Origin of the sequence: Mycobacterium dioxanotrophicus (assembly GCF_002157835.1) — a bacterium.
GTDB lineage: Bacteria > Actinomycetota > Actinomycetes > Mycobacteriales > Mycobacteriaceae > Mycobacterium > Mycobacterium dioxanotrophicus.
This window is the reverse complement of record NZ_CP020809.1, coordinates 3,256,184-3,271,349: the sequence shown is the minus strand read 5'-3', so window position 1 is coordinate 3,271,349 and position 15,166 is coordinate 3,256,184. Positions and strand designations below refer to the sequence as shown.

Here is a 15,166-nt window from a genome sequence, read left to right as displayed (position 1 = left end):
CGGTCCACCCGGGACCGGCCCCGCCGCGCATCAGGGCTGTTTCTGGCCGGGGATGCCTTCGTAGGCGATGTCGCCGGTCTGCAGATTCTTGTTGGTGAGTTCGACGAGCCCGTCGAGGAACTTCTGCCGGTCGGTCACCACGTGTGCCAGTGCGACATCCACGTTCTCCTTGGTGATCGCGGGCATCACGTAGACCGGGTCGGTCTTCACGTTCTCCTTCTTGACCAACGCGTTGGCCACCGCGAGGCCTGCCGACAACTCGACGGTGCCGTTCTGCAGTGAGGTGCCGATGAAATCACCGGACTTCACGGCGTTCAGGCCGTCCTCGATCCCGTCGATCCCGACGATCGGAACCCCGCTGCGGCCGGCCTCCTTGAGCGCCTGCAGGGCACCCAGGCCCATGTCGTCGTTCTCCGACACCACGCCGTCGATCTGGTTGCCGAAGCTGGAGATCCAGTTCTTCATCTTGTTGACGGCCTGATCGCGCTTCCAGTTGGCGGTGTCCTTGGCCAGCACCTTGATGCCCGGGTACTTCGCGAGCACCTGGTCGATTCCCTTGCCGCGGTTGATCTCACCGGATCCGCCGAGCGGTCCCTGCAGGATGACGATGTTGCCCTTGCCGCCGAGCTTGTCGGCCATCATCTGCATCTCCTGGGCACCGGCCGCGACGTCGTCGGGTTGCACGTTGCCGGCCAGGTCGGGGCTCTGCAGTTCGGCGTTGACGGCCAGCAGCGGAATACCCTTGGCCTTCGCGGCGGCCACCTGCGGCGCCAGCGAATCCGCCTGCACCGGAACGACGATGATGGCCTCGACGCCCTGGTTGATCAGCGAGTCGACCTGGCTGGCCTGTGTCGACACATCGTCGTTGGCCGAGTTCCACACCAGCTCGATGTCGTTGGCCTTGGCGTAGGTGTCCATACCCTCCTTGCCCGCGGTGATGAACGAGCTCATGTCGTACACCGTCACGCCGATGCGGTGGGTGGACTTGTTGGCGTTCGGGTCACCCGCACCGCATGCGGTCATGCCGAACCCGAGTACGCCGGCCGACGCGATCACGCCAAGCTTGCTCGACAGTCTCATCTGGTTGTCTCACTCTCTACTCGATGGGTTGGTCTGCTCAGTCCGGATGGGGCGGTCATGTTCGGCGCCGGGACGACCACACGTCGACGGCGACGGCCGCGACGATCAGCACGCCCTTGATCACGTCCTGCCAGTAGGCAGGCACGACGAGGATGTCCAGGCCGTTGTTGAGCGTCTGGATCATCAACAGGCCCAACGCCGTTCCCCAGATCGTGCCGCGCCCGCCCATCAGGCTGGCCCCACCGATCACCACCGCGGCGATCGCGTCGAGCTCGTAGCCGCGGCCCAGGTTGGGCGGACCGGAGATGACCCGCGAGGCGAGCATGACACCGGACAGACCGGCCAGCACACCCGAGAAGGCGTACACGCTGAACAGCACGTTGCGGGCGTTGATGCCGGCGATCTCCGCGGCGTTGCGGTTGCCGCCCACCGCGTAGACCCGCATGCCGTAGGTGGTGCGTTTCATGATCACCGCCAGCGCGATGATGCCGACGATCATCAGCAGCACTGGGATCTGCAGGCCCAGGATCTTGGTGTTGGCGATCTTGCCGAACTCGGCGGGCAGCCCGTTGATCGGTGCACCGCCACCGATCACGTACGCCATGCCCGACCCGGCGGTCAGCGTGCCGAGGGTGGCGATGAACGGCGGAACGTTCAAGCGGGACACCAGCAATCCGTTGACACAGCCGACGGCCAGCCCGACCAGGATGGCCACCAGCACGGTCAGCCAGACCTGGCCGGGATTGGCCTTGGCCGTGGCGGCGGCCGCCATCGCCGACACCGCGATGACGCTGCCGACCGACAGGTCGATACCGCCGGTGAGGATCACCAGCGTCTGGCCCAGGGCGATCAGCGCGAACGGCGCCGCGGCCACCAGGATGGTGACCAGATTGTCCGGTGTGGCGAATCGCGCACTGCGGTAACTGAAGTACGCGATGACCAACAGCATCACGATCACCATGGCGTAGCGCACGGCGATCCCGCCGAACCACTGCGGGGAGAACAGCCGTACGGGCTCGCCGGTGGTCGGCGACGCCACCGTGGCGGCGGGCTCGTCGGATGTGGTGGTCACGATGCTTCCTCCTGCTCAGCGTGGTCTTCCCGGGCGGCGAGGGCGGTGGCCATCCGGAACACCGACTCCTGCACCTCGGGATGGTCGAGGGCGTCGCGGTCGAGCTCGCCGACCAGCGCGCCGCCGCGCATGACGAACGCGCGGTGGGACAGGCCGACGACCTCGGGCATGTCCGACGACGCCATCAGCACGGCCATGCCCTGGGCCGCGAATTCGGTGATGATGCGGTAGATCTCGCTGCGGGCGCCGACATCCACGCCGCGGGTCGGCTCGTCGAGCAGCAGCACGTTGACCTGACCGGTGAGCCAGCGTGCCAGCACCACCTTCTGCTGGTTACCGCCGGAGAGGGTGCCGACCTCCTGTCCGAGCCCGCGGCTGCGCAGCCGCACCGAGGACATCACCTCCGAGACGGCCGTGGTCCGGGCCTTGCCGCGCAGCCAGCCGGCCACGCTGAACGACGACATCCGCGGCAGCGTGCCGTTGTCGAGCACGCTCATCGACAGCACCGCGCCCGACAGTTTGCGGTCCTCGGGCACCATGGCCATTCCTGCGGTGATGGCTGCGGCGGGGTGATTGCGCTTGACGATCTTGCCGCGCACCGTGACGTGTCCGGTGCTGCGCCGGGCCCCGAAGATGCCCTCCAGCAGTTCGGTTCGCCCGGCGCCGACAAGCCCTGCGAGCCCGACGATCTCGCCCGCCTTGACGCTGAACGACACCGGCTCGGATGCGCCCTCGACGTGCAGGTCGCGGACCTCGAGCACGGTCTCGCCGGCGGGTTCGCCGCGATCGGGGAACAGTGTGTCGAGCTCGCGGCCGATCATCGCGGTGACGATGTCGTCGTCGGAGACGTCGGCGATCGCCTTGTCGAGGATGAGCCCGCCGTCGCGCAACACCACCACCCGATCGGCGATGGCGCGGATCTCGGCCATCTTGTGGGTGGTGTAGACCATCGCGACACCCCGGTCGCGGAGTTGACGCACGATCTTGTACAGCCCCTCGACCTCACGCTCGGAGATGGCCGAGGTGGGCTCGTCGAGCATCACCACCTGGGCGCCCGTGCGGGCGGCCTTGACGATCTCCACGATCTGCCGCAACCCGACGGGCAGGCTGCCCATCCGGGCGGTGGGTGAGATCGTCACGTCGAAGACCGCGAGCGTCTCACGGGCCTCGGCGATCATGGCGCGCCGGTTGAGGAACGGTCCGCGCTTGATCTCCCTTCCGACGAACAGGTTTTCGTAGACCGTCATGTCCTCGATGGAGGCCAGCTCCTGCGGCACGATGGCCACGCCGTTCTTGACCGCATCGCGGGTGCTGCCGGCCGTGAGGTGATTGCCCTGCACCGACACGGTGCCGTGGTCGGCGCTGTACTGCCCGGAGACGATCTTCATCAGCGTCGACTTGCCCGCCCCGTTCTCACCGGACAGGGCCGTCACGGTGCCCGGTTCCAGCCGCAGGGTGATGCCCTTGAGCACCGGGACCCCGCCGAAGCTCTTCCGGATGTCCGTGCACTCCAGCAGCGCCTGGCTCACGACGGGTCACCCGCGCCGACGGTGACGAGCACCTTGACGTTCTCGGCGTCGGCCGAGGCGGTGAATGCCGCTGCGGCATCGGCCAGATCGAATTCCGCACTGATGATCTCGTCGACCGGGACGGCTCCGGAGGCCAGCAGGTCGACCGCCGCCAGGAAATCCTCCCGCACGTACATGAGGTTGCCGATCAACGCGAGCTCGCGGTCCTGGATCAGCCCCAGCGGCACCGGCGTCGCACCCTCGGCCACGCCGACGATCATCACCGCGCCACCCTTGTCCACCAGGTCCACCGCCTGGGCCACCGAACTCTCCCGCGACACACAGTCGATCACCACCGCGGCGGGCCCGCCCATGAGGGCCAGCGCGGTGTCGACCGCGTCGGCCGCGGTCGGGTCGAAAGTGCCTGCCGCGCCGATCCTTTCGGCTCTGGCCCGCTTGGATTCGAGCAGGTCCGCGACGATCACCCGGGCGCCGGCGTGGCGGGCCGCCAGCAGTGCGAACAAGCCGATGGGGCCCGCGCCGAGCACCACCACGGGCCGGTCGGCCAGATTGCCGACCGCGGCCGCGGCCCGGCGCACGGTGTGCACCGGGGTGGCCAGGGGTTCGATCAGGATGGCGTGCCGATCGTCGAGCCCGTCGGGCAGCGCGACCAGCCGGTCGGCGGCGATGGTGAACGAATCGGCCAGCGCCCCGGGGGTTTGGCAGCCGAACACCAGCAGCTCCCGGCAGATGTTGTACCGGCCCGCGGCACACTGCGGACACTTGCCGCAGGCCAGGTTCGGTTCGACGGCCACCCGGGTGCCGACCCAGTCGCCCTCGACGCCGGGGCCCACCGCGTCGACCACCCCGACGGCTTCGTGACCGGGCCGATAGGGCAGGTCGATGAAGGGATGCCGGCCGCAGGCGGCGTGCAGATCCGACCCGCAGATGCCGACCACGGTGGTGCGGACCCTGACCTCGCCGGGGCCCGGTACCGGCTCGGGGGTGGTCTCCAGGGTGACGTCGTCGAGCGCGCTGACGACGACCCTTCGATTGAGTGCGCCGGTTTCTACCATGCGGTGTAGCCCCCGTCGGCCACCAGCACCGAGCCGGTGATGAACGAAGCCGCGTCGCTGGCCAGGAACACCACGCTGGGTGCGATCTCCTCGGGCAGGGCGTAGCGCAGCTGTGGGGTGTCATCGATCCAGTGCCGCTTGAACTCCGGCCGGTCGACGGGCGCCATGTCGGTCTTGACGTAGCCGGGGGCCAGCGCGTTGACCCGGATGCCGAGCGGGGCCCATTCGGCGGCAAGCGATTTCGTCAGGTGGTGCACGGCCGCCTTGGAGGCGTTGTAGGCCGGCTGCATCTGCGGCCGGTTCACGATGATGCCCGACATCGAGCCGATGTTGACGATCGAACCGGAGCCCCGCTCGCGCATGTGCGCGCCCACCGCGAGCGAACACGCCCACAGCGCTTTGACGTTCAGGTCGAAGACGTCGTCCCACTGCTGCTCGGTGACGTCCCACGACTCGGCGTGGTAGCAGGTTCCGGCATTGTTCACCAGGATGTCGATATGCCCAAGGGCGGCAATGGCTTCGGCCGTCATGCGCTCGACGTCGGCGGCCTTGGTGATGTCCGCGGTGATCGCGTGCATCCGGTGGCCCGCGGACGCGGACTCGGCGACGACCTTCTCGTTGCGCTCGGCGTTGCGGCCGGAGAACGCAACGCGAGCACCGGCTTCGGCGAGCCCGACGGCAAAAGCCTTGCCGAGGCCCTGGTTGCCGCCGGTCACCAGGGCGGTGCGGCCGGTCAGGTCGAACGGGGATGTCTTGCTCATGGCGGGTTTCTCACTCACTGCGGGTGGACGATGGACTTGAGGCTGGCCGGGTCGGTGTCGCTGTCGAGGGCCTCGCCGACGTGTTCGAGGTCATAGCGACCGGTCACCATGGCGTCGAGGTCGACGGCTCCGCTGGCCGCCAGATGGATTGCGGCGGGCCAGGTGTCGGTGTACCGGAACACCCCGGTGACGTTGATCTCGAGGTTCTGGATATGGCTGACCGGCAGCGCGTACTCGTCGGCTCCCATGCCCACCAGCACCACGTGACCGGCCGGGCCCACTGCCTTGATACCGCTCACGACCGCCACCGGGACACCGGTGGCATCGACGAACGCGTCGACCGGCTCGATGGCCGACACGTCGACGGCCGTGGGGTCGAGCACCTCGGTGGCGCCGAACTGCAACGCCTTCTCACGGCGCGAGGCCACCAGATCGGTGACGACGATGCGGGCCGCGCCGAACGCGCGTGCGGCCTGCGCGCAGATCACGCCGATGGGGCCCGCGCCGGCGATCAGGATCGACGAACCGGGCACGACGTGCGCCTTGCGCATCGTGGCGACGGCGACCGACAGCGGCTCGAGCAGCGCGGCGGCCTCGTCGGACACCGAATCCGGTACGGCGTGGGCCATGTCGTCGTCGATGGTGACGTAGCGGCAGAACGCGCCGTCCACGGGCGGGGTGGCGTAGAACTTCATCTCCGGGCACAGGTTGTACCGCCCGGCCAGGCACTGCTTGCAGCGTCGGCACGGATGCTGCGGTTCGACGGCGACACGCTGGCCGACTCGGTCGGGATCGACACCGTCGCCCACCGCGACGATGCGGCCGGACAGCTCGTGCCCCAGGATCATCGGTTCCTCGACGACGAAATCGCCGATCCGGCCGTGCCGGTAGTAATGCACGTCGGAGCCGCACACGCCGACGGCGGCCACCTCGACCAGCACCTCGTGGGGTGCGGGTGACGGCACGGGCCGGTCTTCGATCTGCAGCGTGCCGACACCGGTCATCACGCTCGCACGCATCGTTGTGGTCATCTGACTGTCTCCTCTCGGTGGTCTGGGCTTGGGGTGAGTAGCGCGGGCCCGCCGGAATCCAGGAGCGGCGAGCGGGCCACCTCGGCCCACCGGGCTCGAAGGGCGGTGAGGTCACGGCGGTGGTGCCGGGGTGCGACGCGGGCCCGTACCGGTGGTTGCCAGCGTTTGGCCAGCTCGACGAGTCCCGCGACGTCCATCTCCCCCGCGACCGCAGCGGCCTGGACGCACGCGCCGCGGGCGGTCGCCTCGTCGGCGTCGAGCACGGTCACTTCGTCATCGAGCAGATCGGCGAGCAGCTGCAACGTCGCCACCGACCGGGTGCCCCCACCGACCGCGACGGCAGCACCGCCGAGGTCGACGTTGCACGCGCGCAGATGATCCCGCGCGTTCATCAAGGACAGCAGCGGACCTTCGACGAAGGCTCTGGCCAGTTCTTCCCTGGTGGTGTGACTGGTGACATCGACCAGGCCGCCGCGCGCGTCGGGACGGTCGGGTTTGCGCTCGCCGTCGAGGAACGGGACCAGCACCGGGCCTGGCGCATCACCGGCGGCCAGCGCCAGCTCGGCCAACCCGGGCAGATCGGTACCGAGCAGCCGGGCCGCGACCTCACCTACCCGGGCCGCATTGAGCGTGCTGACCAACGGCAGGTAACCGCCGGTGAGGTCGGCCACGCCGTCGACCATCCCGGTCGGATCGAAAACCGGTGCGCGCCGAGATGTTGCGACGACGCCGGAGGTCCCGATGCCGATGTACTGGTCACCGTCGTCGAGACCGAGGCCCAGATACGCCGCGTGCTGATCACCGCCGCCGGGTGCCACGGTGATCCCGGCGTCGAGGCCCAGTGCCGTTGCGGCCGCCGCCGTCAGGGTGCCGGCAGGCCGACATGGCCCAAGGACCGTCGGCAGCATCGCCGACCAGTCCCGCGGGCCGCCGGCCAGATCGAGGTAACCCGGGATCCATTGCCCCGCATCGGTGTTGAAGTATCCGGTGCCCGACGCGTCGGAGCGGTCGGTGACCCGCGCACCGGTCAGCCAGTAGGTCAGGTAGTCGTGCGGCAGCAGCAGGGTGGCGGCCCGATCCAGCGTCGCGGGTTCGTGCGCGGCCAGCCACGCCAGTTTGGCGATGGTGAACGCCGCGGTCGGCAGTGAGCCGACACTGCGGATCCAGCGTCCGGACCCGATGCGGTCGACCAGAGCGGCGAGGTTCGGCGCCGCGGTGGTGTCGTTCCAGAGCTTGGCCGCCCGCAGCGGCTCGCCGTGCGCGTCGAGCAGGACCAGACCGTGGCACTGGGCGGCCACCGAGATGGACCGGATCGCCGGGGTGACGGTGCATGCGGCCAGTGCGGCACGGGTCGCCTCGATGAACGCACCGACCCAGTCCTGCGGGTGCTGTTCGCTGCATGGCGGGAACGCGGGCGGATGGGCGGCCGATCCGGACCCGAGCAACCGTCCGGTGGCCAGCTCGCGAATCTCGACCTTGCACGACTGAGTGGACGAATCCACGCCCAGCACAGCATCTTCGGTCATGCCCGTACCAACGGAGCCGCGGATTCACGTGACCACACCGCGCCGGTCGGGGCGACCGGAACGGTCTCGTCCTCGACGGTCATCCGCTGGTCGCCTCCGCTCATCTGATATTCAAGATCCTCATCTGATCAACTGTGACTCGGATCATGCAGTGCTCTATGCTCATATGTCAATGCGGCTGCACATATGTGCATTCTGTCGGCCGCGCGAGTCCGGAAGGGGGCATGCGTGGGGCCGGACGAGCTGTTCCAGCGGGCGATGATCGCCCGGCGCTACTACCTGGAGGGCCGCACGCGCATCCAGATCGCCGACGAACTCGGCATCTCGCGGTTCAAGGTGGCGCGCGAGCTCGACGAGGCGGTCGCGTCGGGCATGGTGGAGATCAAGATCCACGACCCCGGTTCCATCGACGTCGCGCTGTCCTCGGCGCTACAGACCCGGTTCGGACTGCAGCACGCCTACGCCGTCACCTCCGCCGACTCCGGCGACCGGGTCGACGCGGTCACCCGGGCGACCGCCGAACTGCTGCAATCGGTTCTGCGCGACGGGGACGTCATCGGCGTCGACTGCGGGCGCACCCTGGCCCGCATCGCCGATCACCTCACCACCCTGCCGCCCTGCGATGTCGTCCAGCTCACCGGCATGGCCGGGGCGATCACCCACAACGGCGCCGATCTGGTCCGGCGGATCAGCGAGGTCAGCGGCGGAACCCCCTGGCCGCTGTACGCGCCGCTGGTGGTCTCCGACGCGCGTACCGCCGCCAGCCTGGCCGGCAACCAGCAGATCCAGGACACCTTCGCCCGCTACCCGCGGGTCAGCTGCGCGCTGGTGTCGGTCGGCGCCTGGACCCAAGGCGCCTCCCAGGTCTACGCCTCGCTGTCGGACGCCGAGGTCCGCGAGTTCACCACGGGCGGCGTGTGCGCCGAGACGTGCGCGCTGCTGCTCGACGCCGACGGCCACCGCCTGCCCGGCCTCGACGACCGGCGCATGGGCATCGACGAGGCCACCTTGCGCGCCATTCCCACGGTCATCGCGCTCGCCACCGGCGCGGAGAAGATCGCCGCCACGCGCGCCGTGCTGCGCTCCGGGATGGTGTCGGCGCTGGTCACCGATTCCGAGATCGCCGCCGCGATCCTCGGCTGAGCGCCATTCAGAGCAGGTTCGCGGTGCCGTCGGCGTGGACGGTGACCTTGGCCCCGGCGATGTCACCGGCCACCGTCGCGGCCGCGTCGGACGAGTCGGTGATCAGCGCCAGGGTGCGCGCGTCGTCGGGCGTTCGCACAGCCAGATAGGCCTTCTCGGGCGTGCCGTCGCGCTGGAACGGCGTGGTCCACGATTCGACGGTGCCGACGCCCGACCACTCGACCGCCAGCCGGCGGGTGGGTTCCCGGTCGACCGCGGATTGCACGTCCTCCCAACGGAATTCATCGCGGGGCGGTTCGGTGCCATAGACCCCGAAACTGTGCTTGGTCAGATAACCACCGTTGGCGGTGATCAAGCCGCGCGTTCCCGGGCGGGCCACCAACTGCTCGGCCATCGTCGCGATCGAGTGCGTGACGTAGTTGTTCCACGGTCCGCCCGCGAAGCTCAGCCCGCCGGTGACGGTCAGCGGCCGCGTCGGATCCCGCAGCGGCAGGCCGAGTTCGGCCGCGGCTACCTGCACCGCCGACGGGAAGCACGAGTACACGTCGACCAGGTCCACCTCGTCGACGCCGAGACCAGCCAGCTCAAGCACCCGGCGCCCGGCGATGCGGATCGCCGGGGACCGGAAGAATTCCGCGCGCTCCCCGATCGCGTACGTATCGTGCGCATCGGTCCCCGCGTGCGGGAAAACCCAACGGTCCCTGGGTATCTGGAGATACTGCGCCGTCTGAACCGACGTGAGGATCAGGGCCGCACCCTGATCCACCATGTTGTTGGAGTTCATCAACTTGGTATAGGGCCAGCTGATCATCCGGTTGTCCGGTCCGGGTTCGGTGATCTGCTCGGCCGTGAACCGTTCGGTGGTCCAGGCGTGTGGGTTGCCCGCGGCAACCGCGCTGAAGTGCGACCACAGTTCGCCGATGCGGTGCCGATGGACATCCGGAGTCTCCCCTGCCGCGATCCGCACCGCTTGCTCGAACATCGGATACACATACGCCGGGCGGTCGAGCATGATCCGGATCTCGGCGTCGCCGGCCATCGGCACGCCGTCATCGCTGCCTGGCGCCAACGGCACGGATTCGTCCTGACGGGTCCAGTCGGGCTTGACACCACGAGCCCGCAGACGGCTACGCGTGCGCCAGGTTTCGGCACCCGCGATGAGCACCGCACCGGCCCGGCCTGCCTGCACGTCCCGGCACGCCTCGTTGACCAAGGTCTGGGGCACGTTGCCACCGATCCCCGTGTAGCGCGTCGACGCATTGCGGGCACCGATCCGATGTGCCAACAACCGTCCCGGATCGCGATAGCGCCACGACAACAGGTTGACGATGCGGACGGAATCCACGGCCTCCAGCACCCGTGGGTCCGCGGCGTTGCGGGCCGCCGCCACCATCAGATCGACCGGTTCCCGACCGGGGTTCTCGTCGCGCTGATTGACCTGGCCGTACCCGACGAGTACCGGCGTCCTTGGGTCGGTGGGCATCGGTGCACCATATCCGGCCGGCGGCCACGACGATTCGCGACATCGCCGCCGTCGGCGTCAATAATTCTCACCCACTGTTCACCGATCGGGGCCATGATGGGATAGATGACTGCACAGGCGCTCACCCCTACGCTGTCCGATGCCGAACTGACGCTCATCGATTCTTATTGGCGGGCCGCCAATTATCTCTCGGTCGGCCAGATCTACCTGCTGGACAACCCACTGCTGCGCGAACCGCTGGTGGCCGAGCACGTCAAACCCCGCCTACTGGGGCACTGGGGCACCACGCCGGGACTCAACCTCATCTACGCCCATCTCAACCGCATCATCCGCGAGCGGGACTCCGACGTCATCTACATCACCGGGCCGGGTCACGGCGGCCCGGGACTGGTCGCCAACGCCTACTTGGAACGCACCTACAGCGAGGTATACACGGGCATCGGCGAAGACGCCGACGGCCTGCGAAAGCTGTTCCGGCAGTTCTCTTTTCCCGGCGGAATTCCCAGCCACGTCGCGGCCGAGACGCCGGGCTCCATCCACGAGGGCGGCGAGCTGGGCTACGCGCTGGTGCACGCCTACGGCGCCGCGTTCGACAACCCCGATCTGGTGGTGGCCTGCGTGATCGGCGACGGTGAGGCCGAGACCGGGCCACTGGCCGCCAGTTGGCATTCCAACAAGTTCCTCAACCCGGTGACCGACGGGGCGGTGCTGCCGATCCTGCATCTCAACGGCTACAAAATCGCGAATCCCACTGTGCTTGCCCGCATTCCGGCCGAAGAACTCGACGCCCTGCTCTACGGGTACGGCTACCGGCCCATCACGGTCGCCGGTGACGATCCGGCAAATGTGCACCAGCAGCTGGCCACCGCGTTCGACGAGGCCTTCGACCAGATCGCCGCGATCCAGCGCGCAGCGCGGCTCGACGGCGAACCCGGCCGCCCGCTGTGGCCCATGATCGTGCTGCGCACCCCCAAGGGCTGGACCGGCCCCAGCGAGGTCGACGGCAAACAGGTCGAGGGCACGTGGCGCTCACACCAGGTACCGCTGTCGGAAACCCGCACCAACCCCGAGCATCTGGCCCAACTCGACGAATGGCTGCGCAGCTACCGCCCCGAGGAGCTGTTCGACGAAACCGGGGCGCTGAGAGATGAGCTGCGCGCCGCCGCACCGACCGGCAGGCGGCGGATGAGCGCGAACCCGCACGCCAACGGCGGGCTGCTGTTGCGTGACCTCGACCTGCCCGACTTCACCGACTACGCCGTCGCCGTCGAGGAGCCGGCAGTCGCCACCGCGGAGGCGACCCGGGTTCTCGGCGCGTTCCTGCGCGACGTCATCACCCGCAACCCCGACCGATTCCGGTTGATGGGACCCGACGAAACCGCGTCCAACCGGCTGGCGTCGGTGTTCGAATCGACGGATCGGGCCTGGCAGGCCGAGATCGAGCCCGGCGACGACCACCTCTCGCCCGACGGCCGGGTGATGGAGGTGCTCTCCGAACACCTGTGCCAGGGCTGGCTGGAGGGCTATCTGCTGACGGGCCGGCACGGCCTGTTCAACTGCTACGAGGCGTTCGTGCACATCGTCGACTCGATGCTCAACCAGCACGCCAAATGGCTGTTCAGCAGTTCGCACCTGCCGTGGCGGCGGCCCATCGCATCGCTGAACTACCTGCTGACCTCGCACGTTTGGCGCCAGGACCACAACGGCGCGTCACACCAGGACCCCGGGTTCATCGATCATGTGGCCAACAAGCGACCCGAGGTGGTGCGGGTGTACCTCCCGCCGGATGCCAACACCCTGCTCTCGGTCGCCGACCACTGCCTGCGCAGCCGCGACTACGTCAACGTCATCGTCGCGGGCAAGCAACCGGCGCTGACCTACCTGACCATGGACGAGGCCATCGCCCACTGCACCCGGGGATTGGGCATCTGGGAATGGGCGAGCACCGGCTCCGACGAACCCGACGTGGTGCTGGCCTGCGCCGGTGACATCCCGACGCTGGAGACCCTTGCCGCGGCCGACATCCTGCGCCACCGACTGCCCGATCTGAAGGTTCGGGTGGTCAACGTCGTCGACATCATGCGGCTGCAACCCGAGTCAGAGCATCCGCACGGCATGTCCGAGCGGGAATTCGATTCGGTCTTCACCACCGACAAGCCCGTCATCTTCGCCTATCACGGCTATCCGTGGCTGATCCACCGGCTGGCCTACCGGCACGCCAACCATGACCAACTGCACGTCCGGGGATTCAAGGAGCGGGGCACCACGACGACACCGTTCGACATGGTGATGCTCAACGACCTCGACCGGTTCCACCTGGTGATGGACGTCATCGATCGGGTCGACGGATTGTCCGCCCGCGCCGCCGGACTGCGGCAGGAGATGGTCGATGCCCGGCTGGCCGCGCGCAGCTACACGCGCGAACACGGAGAAGACGATCCGGCGATCTCGGGGTGGACCTGGGAACGGATGTGACCTGGGGTATTGCGTAGCGCCCGTATGATGGGCAAGTTATGTCTGACCACGCCGCGGTAGCCGAGCATCCCCTCGTGGGCCAGCTGTCGGCGTTGCATCACTTCCGCATCTACGCCGATATCGGTGTCGTGGTGGTGGTGCTGACGCTGACGAATGTGATCGCGCACTTCACCACACCGTGGGCCAGTATCGCCACCGTGCCTGCGGCGGCGATCGGATTGCTGGTCCTGGTGCGGGCACGCGGTCTGGGATGGGCCGAGCTGGGACTGAGCCGCGAGCACTGGCGTTCAGGCGCCGGTTACGCGCTGGCGGCGGTGGCGCTGGTGCTGACGGTGATCGCGATCGGCGCACTGTTGCCGTGGACACGGCCGATGTTCATGAATAATCACTACGCGACCATCTCCGGCGCATTGATCGCCTCGATGGTGATCATCCCGTTGCAGACCGTGATCCCCGAGGAACTGGCCTTCCGCGGCGTCCTACACGGCGCGCTCGACCGGGCCTGGGGGTTCCGCGGTGTCGCCGCGGCCGGTTCTCTGCTGTTCGGGCTGTGGCACATCGCCAGTTCCCTCGGCCTGACCAGCGGCAACGTGGGATTCACCCGGCTGCTCGGGGGCGGGTTCTTCGGCATGGTGGCCGGGGTCGTCATGGCCGTGATCGCCACCGCGGTCGCCGGATTCGTGTTCACCTGGTTGCGGCGACGCAGCGGCAGCCTGCTCGCGCCGATCGCCCTGCACTGGTCATTGAACGGGCTGGGCGCGTTGGCCGCGGCGGTCGTCTGGCACCTGTCGACCTGATCCTCCGGCGCCCGCATCACCTCGCGCCTCCGGCGCGGTAATCACCTCGCGCCTCCGGCGCGCCTGCGCGCCCGGAACTCCCGATTCTTGAGCTTGTTGCCGCAGTCGGCCATGTCGCACCAGATGCCGCCGTGATTGCGAGACCTGTCGTAGAACGCCCACGCGCATTCATCGTTGGCACATGCCTTGAGCCGTGACCAACTGCCGTCGCGCTGGGCGTCGCGGATCACCACCAGAAGTTCGACGAGACGCTCGCGCAGGCTGTCACCGGACGCAGACAGCGTGACCTGCCCGTCGGCATCCAGCCCAGCCAGCGCCGTGGCTCCTTGGGCAACATCGCGCAGTGGCCGCAGGGCGCGCGGCCCGGGCGCGGCGCCCCCGGCGTTGTGAACCAGCAGCGCCCGCAGCCCTTCGCGAACTTCGCGCAGAAACTCCAATTCGTCGGGCGTGGGGCTGGCGCCCGCGCTCAGCAGACCGTGGTCGATCAGCCATGGGGCGGCCTCGTCGGCGCGGGCCAGCCGATCCGGACCCGCGGGCAGTTCGACGGTGTTGACCAGCGCTTGGACCCGGGCCAGCGGCCAGGGGGCAGGTTTGGTCTCAGTCATGGCACCACGGTACCGCAGAGTGACCGTCTAAATCGTTTGACCAGTCACCCGTAACCGGCGTAGCGTTTTCACCAGTCACGTTTCACAGACCCGATATTGAGCAAACTACGAGGTAGCGGCCATGAGCGACAACCGATTTTCTGCGGCGTCAGTCCCCACCCACACGCCCACCGCAGATTCGCCGACCATGGCACGGCCCTCGATCCGGGCCCGCATGCTCGCACGCCTCAACGCCGCAAAACTCGATGCCATGTTGGCCGTGGGCGCACCGACCCCTGCGGGCAGCGCCATCGCGATGCGCGCGGCGCGCCTGACGTCGATCACCGAACGCGAGGAGATCGCCCGCGTGCTCCATGAGATCGTGGCGCAGACCAGCGCCGACCCGACCGCATGGTCGGTGCGGGTGCCGTTGCACCACACCAACGTCGCGGCTGCGGAGGCCGTCATCGACGCGATCAGGTTGCGGCTGCACGCGCCGCTACCGGTCAGCGCACGCGGCATGGCACGGTTGAACCGGGTGCTCACCGATGGCTGCGGTCCGCTCTACGAGTACGGGCGGGGAGATCTGGCCGGCCGGCTGGGCGCGGCGCTGGCCGCGATGTAGCTCGG

The 15,166-nt window shown here is 68.5% G+C and carries 13 protein-coding genes; 4 read left to right on the top strand and 9 right to left on the bottom strand.

Features of this window, described 5'->3' with window-relative positions:
- Nucleotides 1-30 precede the first annotated feature (30 nt).
- From BTO20_RS15785 to BTO20_RS15755, 7 genes are read right to left on the bottom strand one after another with little or no spacing between them, the layout of a single operon-like run.
- A complete protein-coding gene (locus BTO20_RS15785) occupies nt 31-1,080 on the bottom strand; it encodes a substrate-binding domain-containing protein (RefSeq protein WP_087077324.1) in 1,050 nt (349 codons plus the stop codon).
- 55 nt (nt 1,081-1,135) lie between these two features.
- Nucleotides 1,136-2,152 (bottom strand): ABC transporter permease, encoded by a 1,017-nt coding sequence (locus tag BTO20_RS15780; protein ID WP_029366003.1) that lies wholly within the window; start codon nt 2,150-2,152, stop codon nt 1,136-1,138.
- A complete protein-coding gene (locus BTO20_RS15775) occupies nt 2,149-3,681 on the bottom strand; it encodes a sugar ABC transporter ATP-binding protein (protein ID WP_087077320.1) in 1,533 nt (510 codons plus the stop codon). Before BTO20_RS15775 ends, BTO20_RS15780 begins: the two co-directional genes overlap by 4 nt.
- Nucleotides 3,678-4,736, bottom strand: a complete 1,059-nt coding sequence (locus BTO20_RS15770) for a zinc-dependent alcohol dehydrogenase (RefSeq protein ID WP_087077318.1) — start codon at nt 4,734-4,736, stop codon at nt 3,678-3,680. Before BTO20_RS15770 ends, BTO20_RS15775 begins: the two co-directional genes overlap by 4 nt.
- Nucleotides 4,730-5,497 carry an SDR family NAD(P)-dependent oxidoreductase gene (locus BTO20_RS15765; RefSeq protein ID WP_087082149.1) on the bottom strand — a complete coding sequence of 256 codons (768 nt, stop codon included), beginning with the start codon at nt 5,495-5,497 and terminating at the stop codon, nt 4,730-4,732. The genes BTO20_RS15770 and BTO20_RS15765 overlap by 7 nt, the downstream gene beginning before the upstream one ends.
- A 14-nt stretch (nt 5,498-5,511) precedes the next feature.
- Nucleotides 5,512-6,528, bottom strand: a complete 1,017-nt coding sequence (locus tag BTO20_RS15760; protein ID WP_087077317.1) for an NAD(P)-dependent alcohol dehydrogenase — start codon at nt 6,526-6,528, stop codon at nt 5,512-5,514.
- Complete coding sequence (locus BTO20_RS15755) at nt 6,525-8,054, bottom strand: FGGY family carbohydrate kinase (RefSeq protein WP_087077315.1); 1,530 nt, start codon at nt 8,052-8,054, stop codon at nt 6,525-6,527. The genes BTO20_RS15760 and BTO20_RS15755 overlap by 4 nt, the downstream gene beginning before the upstream one ends.
- 228 nt (nt 8,055-8,282) lie before the next feature.
- Between BTO20_RS15755 and BTO20_RS15750 the strand changes: the two genes are divergently transcribed.
- Complete coding sequence (locus tag BTO20_RS15750) at nt 8,283-9,197, top strand: sugar-binding transcriptional regulator (protein ID WP_087077313.1); 915 nt, start codon at nt 8,283-8,285, stop codon at nt 9,195-9,197.
- Nucleotides 9,198-9,204: 7 nt separating this feature from the next.
- Here the strand turns inward: BTO20_RS15750 and BTO20_RS15745 are convergent, their stop codons facing one another.
- Entirely contained in the window at nt 9,205-10,680 is a 1,476-nt protein-coding gene (locus BTO20_RS15745) for an acetyl-CoA acetyltransferase (RefSeq protein WP_087077311.1), read from the bottom strand.
- A 105-nt stretch (nt 10,681-10,785) separates the two neighbouring features.
- Between BTO20_RS15745 and BTO20_RS15740 the strand changes: the two genes are divergently transcribed.
- Both BTO20_RS15740 and BTO20_RS15735 read left to right on the top strand, forming a co-directional pair.
- Nucleotides 10,786-13,155, top strand: coding sequence for a phosphoketolase family protein (locus BTO20_RS15740; protein WP_087077309.1), 2,370 nt, complete (start codon nt 10,786-10,788; stop codon nt 13,153-13,155).
- Nucleotides 13,156-13,193: 38 nt separating this feature from the next.
- A complete protein-coding gene (locus tag BTO20_RS15735) occupies nt 13,194-13,952 on the top strand; it encodes a CPBP family intramembrane glutamic endopeptidase (RefSeq protein ID WP_087077307.1) in 759 nt (252 codons plus the stop codon).
- 41 nt (nt 13,953-13,993) lie between these two features.
- Here BTO20_RS15735 and BTO20_RS15730 read toward each other — a convergent pair whose 3' ends face one another.
- Nucleotides 13,994-14,557 (bottom strand): CGNR zinc finger domain-containing protein, encoded by a 564-nt coding sequence (locus BTO20_RS15730; RefSeq protein WP_087077305.1) that lies wholly within the window; start codon nt 14,555-14,557, stop codon nt 13,994-13,996.
- Between the two features lie 121 nt (nt 14,558-14,678).
- On the opposite strand from BTO20_RS15730, the gene BTO20_RS15725 reads away from it, so the two are divergent.
- Nucleotides 14,679-15,161, top strand: a complete 483-nt coding sequence (locus BTO20_RS15725) for a hypothetical protein (protein ID WP_087077303.1) — start codon at nt 14,679-14,681, stop codon at nt 15,159-15,161.
- The last annotated feature ends 5 nt before the right edge of the window (nt 15,162-15,166 follow it).